Source organism: Sphingobacterium sp. UBA7253 (assembly GCF_002472745.1).
Lineage (GTDB): Bacteria > Bacteroidota > Bacteroidia > Sphingobacteriales > Sphingobacteriaceae > Sphingobacterium > Sphingobacterium siyangense.
Genome location: NZ_DKSP01000049.1, coordinates 1 through 6,803, shown reverse-complemented (window position 1 = coordinate 6,803; position 6,803 = coordinate 1). Strand labels below are relative to the sequence as shown.

The window sequence follows — 6,803 nt, the reverse complement described above, 5'->3', positions numbered from 1 at the left end:
CAGATAGAGGCGATCTATCTTCGGTGATAACCCTTCCAACAATATTTCGCTGCTTATTTTCTAATTGTTTAATAACAACTATTCTGTTTTTGATATCGTAAGTGAGGGACTTTCCATTTAGCGAATAATCTAGGATTTTCTCAATAGAGGCATTCTGCATTTGAATATTTACAGGATCTTTATCTGACAATAAGCTTTCATTGTAAAAAAAGTCGTAGCCACTCTGTTTGCGAATTTCCTGAAATAATTGTGGTAGTGTAATGTTCTGGCGCTGAATTGAAATCTGCGCAAAGGTTTTGGAATATGCCTGGAGCCCCCCCATGGCGACAAGGCAAACAAGTGATAAATTTACTCGCATAAAGAATCTCCGTCTTTCAACGGGAATAAATTTAAAAATCATATATTTGATTAATTTGGGTTAGTGATTTGAATTGAGTTCGAGCTTCTATTTAACTACTTGATCCAAAGTTTTTTGATCTGGGATGTTAGCGCATTCCAGATTTCTTTTCTCAAGTAGTTTATCAATTTGTTTACATCATAATAGATATCCTCCTTCCTGCTAATTTAAATTTGATCTGTCCTGTTGATTCCAGCATTGTCAGTATAGCTGACAGATTGTTTGATTTGGATATCATACCGCTGAAGGTGATATCTTCCTTCTTGCTTATGAAATCCACATCTACTTGGTACCATCGGGAGACCTTTCGCATAATACTCTCAATATTTTCATTCTTGAAAATAAAGTCTCCTTCTTTCCAGGCCACATCGACCTGAGTGTCTACTTTTTTGACTGCTATTGTATTTCCACTGATCAGGATCTGCTCTCCAGGTTTTAATACAACAGATCGATGTGAGATATTGTCGCTTACTGAGACGCTGCCTTCAATAAGCGTCGTACGGGCTATACGCTCATCAGCGTATGAGCTGATATTAAAATGGGTTCCCAGTACTTTTACATTCTGTTCTTTAGTCCTAACAATGAAAGGTTTATTTCTATTTTTCGCAACTTCAAAATAGGCTTCTCCAACTAGTTCGACCGAGCGGTTATCCTTAGCAAATCTTTCAGGAAATTTTAGCATAGACTGCGCGTTCAACCAAATATTGGTGCCATCTTCAAGGATGATTTTATATTGGCCTCCCTTTGGAGTTACAATGCTGTTCATCTTTTCAGAGAAAGATTTAAGTGATCTATCTTGAACATTGAAAGTTATCTGCCCAACAGTATCGCAGTCGACTTTTATTCCACTCAGTTGTGTGATAGTACCTATTTTTGACGAGCTTAGATCAAATTGTTTTCCATCTGCGAGTATGAGGATAGCTTTATTCCCTCCGGCAGCAATTTCTTTATTATCAATTTTCTGGTTTGGTGCTTTCTGAAGCAGATCACGTGAATAGTAAAGTATGCCAGTGAATGTTGCAAATGCAAGAATAGCGGCAGCATAGCGGTAGAACACCCTAGATTTTCTTTGGTAAAAGAGACGGCTGTCCAATTTGGCTTTTACTTTATACAATTCAGACGATGCTGTAATATGCTCATTTTTATTCAGCATATGGAGGTACCAGTCTTCAACTAATTTTTTTTCCTCTATGGTACATTTACCTTTATTATATCTTTCAAGAAGCCTTTCAGCTTTATTGTTGTCCATATATTTCTTTATAGTCTAAACTCTATAATATAAAGACAGGCGAAAAGAGTGAAAGTATACGTTGATTTTAGAAAAAAATCAAAAAATTTTAGAAAAAAAATGTTATTAGTGTGTTTAGCTTCTTTTTTAACTGTAAAACTGCTCTGTGAAGAACTGTTTTTACCGTGTTCTCAGTTATATTCAGCTCTTTTGCTATTTTTTTGTAAGACAATCCTTCATTTCTACTCTTTAAGAAGATCTCACGCATTTTTGGGGGTAAATTTTCGATTTCAGATTCGAATTTTTTTAATAGCTCTTTAAAATATAGTTCCTCCTCTGTTGACGAACGGTAAATATCCACAAATTCATTTAAAGAATCTATATAAATACTTCGTGTCTTGCTTTTTTCAATAGCATTTAAGGAAGAGTTTCTCACAGAGGTAAATAAATAAGCTTTTAATGAAGATTGCACGACGAGACTTCCAGCCTTATTCCATAAATTCTCAAAAACATTCTGGATGGAATCCAATGCTTCATCTTCATGTTGTAATATACGAAAGGCATGCACATATAAAACGGACCAATATCGTTCATAGATTTCTGTATAAGCATTATGATCGTACTGATTGAGTAGGTCAATAAGTTCTATATCACTCAGTTTGTTGTACACGGTTGTAGATATTAGGTGCAGCAATATACGAAAGTTTTAAATATTGAAGGGCTTTGTTCGTAAACATTTTGTTTGAAAGGTTTTCGAAAGTATGCATGAAGCTCATTGCTAGTGTGTTTTGTTCCGTTTCAAACTGAATTTAGATTGTACTGGATCATCGATTAAATTATTCGCTTGTGTTTTGTTCTCTTGTTGATCATTTATAAAATGGAACTTGAACCATCTAATTACCGACCTTTTAAAACAAATTTATTATGTTTTTAGCTAGCATCTATTTTTGTGAATTATCCATATTGAAATCTACCCTCAATTTGGTTAGAAATATCCACGATTCAACTACAACTGACCGCTCGTAGATGTGGAACTTTGTCTTGTTACATTTAAACTAATTTTAACATGCAGACAAATGAAATAAAAGTAGCTATAATAGCCAATATTTTGGCTAACGGAAGAGTTCTATACGCAGAGAATCCAAATTATGAAACTCTTGCTGAAGCGATGAATTTCTATGTTGGTTTTGTTCGAATGCATCTAAGCAAAGATGAAGGGCAGCTTCGAAGTTGATTTACCATGAATAAATTAGTTGGTACCTCTTGAATATAACGCCATAATTTTATTTATTTTTAAATTCAAAAAAATAAACGACATTTGGACATTTATTATTTAAGTCCAATTCGCCTTTCAATTCCGTCTATGATATTAAGAGAAGTCACACCGCTATCCGATAAAGATTGTTTCATGGTATTTGCCAGAAAGAAGTCACGTTTTGATTTTCCAATTCATGTACATTCAGAATTTGAACTCAACTTCATTGAAAATGCTGCTGGCGCACAACGCATCGTAGGGGACAGTATAGAGGAAATCGATGAACTTGAATTAACACTGATCGCAAATGCGAATCTGGAGCACGGGTGGTTTGATCACAAATGTCAGTCTACCAATATTTCGGAGATCACCATACAGTTCCAGCCAGATTTATTTGGTGAAACACTGCTCAATAAAAATCAATTTCGTTCGATTAAACAATTGTTCGAAAAAGCGGTGTACGGCGTGACGTTCAGTATGCAAACAATTTTGGTTGTACAGGAAGCCATAAAAAAGCTCTCCCATGAAAAAGACGGTTTCTATTCTGTCGTTGGTTTGTATGATATCCTATTTAAGTTGTCGCAGGATGAAAATATGAGGGAACTCTGCAGCCGTTCTTTCCATAGTAGTACCGGAAAACACGATAGTCGTCGTGTCGAAAAAGTATTGCGTTACCTTTCTAAAAATTATCAGAAAGAAGTGTCTCTCGGTGAAGCGGCAGATCTGATTGGGATGACGGATGTGTCTTTAAGTCGATTTCTTAAACAACGTACGGGCAGAACTTTTGTCGATACCCTAAATGATATTCGCTTGGGACACGCCAGCCGCATGCTTGTCGATACAACACACAGTATTGCCGAAATCGCATTATTGTCGGGGTTTAACAATCTGTCCAATTTTAATCGGATCTTTATGAAGAAAAAGGGAGCAACTCCAACGGACTTCCGGAATAAATATCGAAATTCAAAATTCTATTTGTGAACAGCAAGCCATACATGCTGTTAAAAAAATATAGGCCATACCTCACTTTAAAAAGTTATGAAAGCCATTGTTGGTTGAAATAGCATGAGAAGAAGATAAAAAAGTATTATTCTTGAATATGCATTCCCCTTAATTTTGGAATTAGTTAAAGCAATTTAAATAACCAATTTTAAGGGAACTCAAAAATGATCAAGAAAATCTTTTATGCCTGTATGGTTGCTGGCCTTACTCCGATGCTTACTTTTGCCCAGAAAATGCAGCTATCGGGACAGGTAATTAATCAACAAACCAATTTACCAATAGCCGGTGCGACAGTGCGCAGTGGCGCAGGAAAAACTGCGCTGACAGACGAGAAGGGAAATTACCAAGTTGAGATCAGTGTAGGGGATAATCTCTATGTATCGTTTATAGGTATGGAGACTCGTACTTTAAAAGTCACCACTCGGGAGTCAATCAAAGTTTATCTAAATCCGAAATCGGATGTCTTGGACGAGGTCGTCGTGGTAGGTTACGGCAAAGTGAAAAAGAGAGATCTATCCGGAGCCGTAAGCCAAGTGAAGGCTGCTGATATTTTGGCGGGAAATCCCGCTCCCAGTATCAATCAGGCACTACAGGGACGTATGGCAGGCGTTACAGTCAACCAGAATGATGGGGCCCCTGGCGCAGGTGTTTCTATTACCATACGGGGAACGAACTCCTTCTCAACAAATTCACAACCCCTCTATATTGTTGATGGAATTCCCTTTGACATGGCCTCTACACCAGCGAGCAGTGCCAATGAAAATAATAACCAAACTGCCAATGCGCTAGCATCGATCAATCCCAATGATATTGAATCGATCGAAGTGCTAAAAGATGCTTCCGCTACAGCTATCTATGGCTCAAGGGGGGCAAACGGGGTGGTATTGATTACAACAAAGCGAGGTGAAAATGGAAACGAAAAGGTTGAGCTAAATGCTAATTTTGGAATGGCCACACTTGGACGGAAAGTCAAAATGCTCGGTCCCTACGATTATGCATCCTATATCAATGAAGAGGCTGTAAATAGTAAAAAATACGAAGGGGTGGACTATCAGACACTGCCTTATCCGGGTGTATGGTCTTATCAGACCGTCAATGGTCAGCCTGTAACGACATCGGGAAAGTATCAGCCCTCACCGGAAGATTTTTTAAATCAGGGTCTGCGTACCGATCAGTATGGTAATCAGACATTGGTACAAGGGGCTGACTGGCAGGATGAAATTTATCAAAATGGATTTTCCCAAGAATATAATCTTAGTGTATCAGGTGGCAGTGAAAAAGGTTGGCACATGTTTTCAGGAAATTTTCTGAATCAGGGTGGAACTATAAAAAACTCAGATTACCAACGCGTTGCCCTACGTACTAATATCGGTCGAAAAGTGAGGTCTTGGCTTGAACTGGGTGCCAATATCAACTATACAAATGGACTCACGAATTTTGCGAAATCAAATGCATACGATTACGGGATTATTCGTTCGGCATTGATATTTCCTGTGACTTATGGCCCTGACATGAGTACCATAGAGTCCGATCAGCTGAACTGGTTGGCTTCCAACCCGGGGGTTTATGTCAATACAGCGAAGGATCAGCTGCGGGCTAACAATGTTTTCAGTTCGTCGTACGCAAGTGTCAAGCTATTACCATTCTTAACCTTCCGCCAGAACTTGGGATTTTCGTACTCCAATAATAACCGAAATACGTATTATAACCGCAATACGCAGGAGGGAAGAACGCCAAAAAATGGAAGTGCCGGACAGAGTGACAATTAAACTGTTGGATGATATGTTCCGCTGGAATCTCTTTCCGCCTAACCTCGAGTTTGACTGTGATTATATGACTGGTCCAGATTGGTCATTTGGAACTTTGGGTGCAGGAAATTTTCAGAACAATGAATATACTTCTGCTATGTGGGAAAAGCCTTATGCGATTATCCATCGGGCCAACTTGGCTCTGGAGAATATCGAACCCATGACGAAGGCCACTGACGCGGTAAAAAATAACGGCATGGGCGAGCTTTATTTCCTCAAAGCTTATTCTTATTTCTTGTTGGTCCGCGCATTTGGAGATGTACCTATCCGCAATGCCACAGTCAATTCGGGTGCAGATCTCAATGAACCCCGCCAGCCCATCAGTAAGGTGTATGCACATATTATTGAGCTGCTGACCAAGGCCGAAGCACTGCTTTATAAAAATACCGATAGTGGTTTTCAGGAGGGAAGAGTCTCAGCAGGTGCAGCGGCTTCCCTGCTGGCGAAAGTGTACGTCACCATGGCTTCTGGAGCCCTGCCATCAGGTAGCGTTACGGTGAGAGGGGGACAGCCTTACACGATGAATGGCAGTGAAAAGGTGTACACCAATCCTGTATCTTTTGTTGTCTCTAAAAAGGTAGTTGCCGGTTATGAAGGATTTAATGCAAAAGAGTATTTTGGTAAAGCACGTGACAAGGCGCTGCAGGTTATTAATGGGGAGTATGGCAATTATAGTTTGCTGAGCTATGATAATCTGTGGTCGCGTGAATACAAAAATAAAACTGAACATATATGGACTCTTCAGTCTAAATCCGGGGATGAAAAATACGGAGTGACTTTCTCTCAGGGTTATAATGGTACCTTAAACGATCAAGGTTTTATCCAGACTGGATTATGGTGGGGGATGCGTGACCATTGGTACAAACTTTTTGAGAGCAAAGACCTGCGTATCGTAAAAGGTGTGATGCACCGCTGGGTACGTCAAGGTGGCGATACAAATGGATGGACTGGCGGTTCTTTCTATCCCAATAATACGGAGTGGAGTCAGAAGGCTCAAGGTTATACAGATCAAAACGGGAATTGGGTGGATCCGGTAGCACCTTTTAATGATGGTCGTCAATATCTGAATAAACAGGATGCAAATTATTTGGCTTATTTAACCAAATATAGCGA

General features: G+C 39.1%; 7 protein-coding genes. 4 read left to right on the top strand and 3 right to left on the bottom strand.

Going from position 1 to position 6,803, the window contains the following annotated elements; all coding sequences use genetic code 11:
- The 3 genes from B2X72_RS04600 to B2X72_RS04590 all read right to left on the bottom strand — a co-directional run.
- Nucleotides 1-358: STN domain-containing protein (locus B2X72_RS04600; protein ID WP_286848410.1), on the bottom strand; the 358-nt coding region annotated here is incomplete at its 3' end.
- Between the two features lie 172 nt (nt 359-530).
- Complete coding sequence (locus B2X72_RS04595) at nt 531-1,646, bottom strand: FecR family protein (protein WP_286848408.1); 1,116 nt, start codon at nt 1,644-1,646, stop codon at nt 531-533.
- An 88-nt stretch (nt 1,647-1,734) separates the two neighbouring features.
- Nucleotides 1,735-2,295: an RNA polymerase sigma factor gene (locus tag B2X72_RS04590; protein WP_286848407.1), complete on the bottom strand. Its 561-nt coding sequence runs from the start codon at nt 2,293-2,295 to the stop codon at nt 1,735-1,737.
- 396 nt (nt 2,296-2,691) lie between these two features.
- On the opposite strand from B2X72_RS04590, the gene B2X72_RS04585 reads away from it, so the two are divergent.
- The 4 genes from B2X72_RS04585 to B2X72_RS04570 form a co-directional block, all read left to right on the top strand.
- Nucleotides 2,692-2,859, top strand: a complete 168-nt coding sequence (locus B2X72_RS04585; RefSeq protein WP_286848406.1) for a hypothetical protein — start codon at nt 2,692-2,694, stop codon at nt 2,857-2,859.
- Between the two features lie 129 nt (nt 2,860-2,988).
- The gene (locus tag B2X72_RS04580; protein ID WP_112374614.1) at nt 2,989-3,861 is read left to right on the top strand and encodes a helix-turn-helix domain-containing protein; all 873 of its coding nucleotides are present in this window, start codon (nt 2,989-2,991) and stop codon (nt 3,859-3,861) included.
- A 185-nt stretch (nt 3,862-4,046) separates the two neighbouring features.
- Nucleotides 4,047-5,651 carry a SusC/RagA family TonB-linked outer membrane protein gene (locus B2X72_RS04575; protein ID WP_286848405.1) on the top strand — a complete coding sequence of 535 codons (1,605 nt, stop codon included), beginning with the start codon at nt 4,047-4,049 and terminating at the stop codon, nt 5,649-5,651.
- The coding region (locus tag B2X72_RS04570; protein WP_286848404.1) for a RagB/SusD family nutrient uptake outer membrane protein at nt 5,623-6,803 on the top strand (1,181 nt) is incomplete at its 3' end. The genes B2X72_RS04575 and B2X72_RS04570, both read left to right, overlap by 29 nt.

Bases quoted from the DNA above. Each gene is read 5' to 3' on its own strand.
- B2X72_RS04595 (WP_286848408.1), bottom strand. From the start codon at position 1,646: ATGGACAACAATAAAGCTGAAAGGCTTCTTGAAAGATATAATAAAGGT.
- B2X72_RS04585 (WP_286848406.1), top strand. From the start codon at position 2,692: ATGCAGACAAATGAAATAAAAGTAGCTATAATAGCCAATATTTTGGCT.
- B2X72_RS04580 (WP_112374614.1), top strand. From the start codon at position 2,989: ATGATATTAAGAGAAGTCACACCGCTATCCGATAAAGATTGTTTCATG.
- B2X72_RS04575 (WP_286848405.1), top strand. From the start codon at position 4,047: ATGATCAAGAAAATCTTTTATGCCTGTATGGTTGCTGGCCTTACTCCG.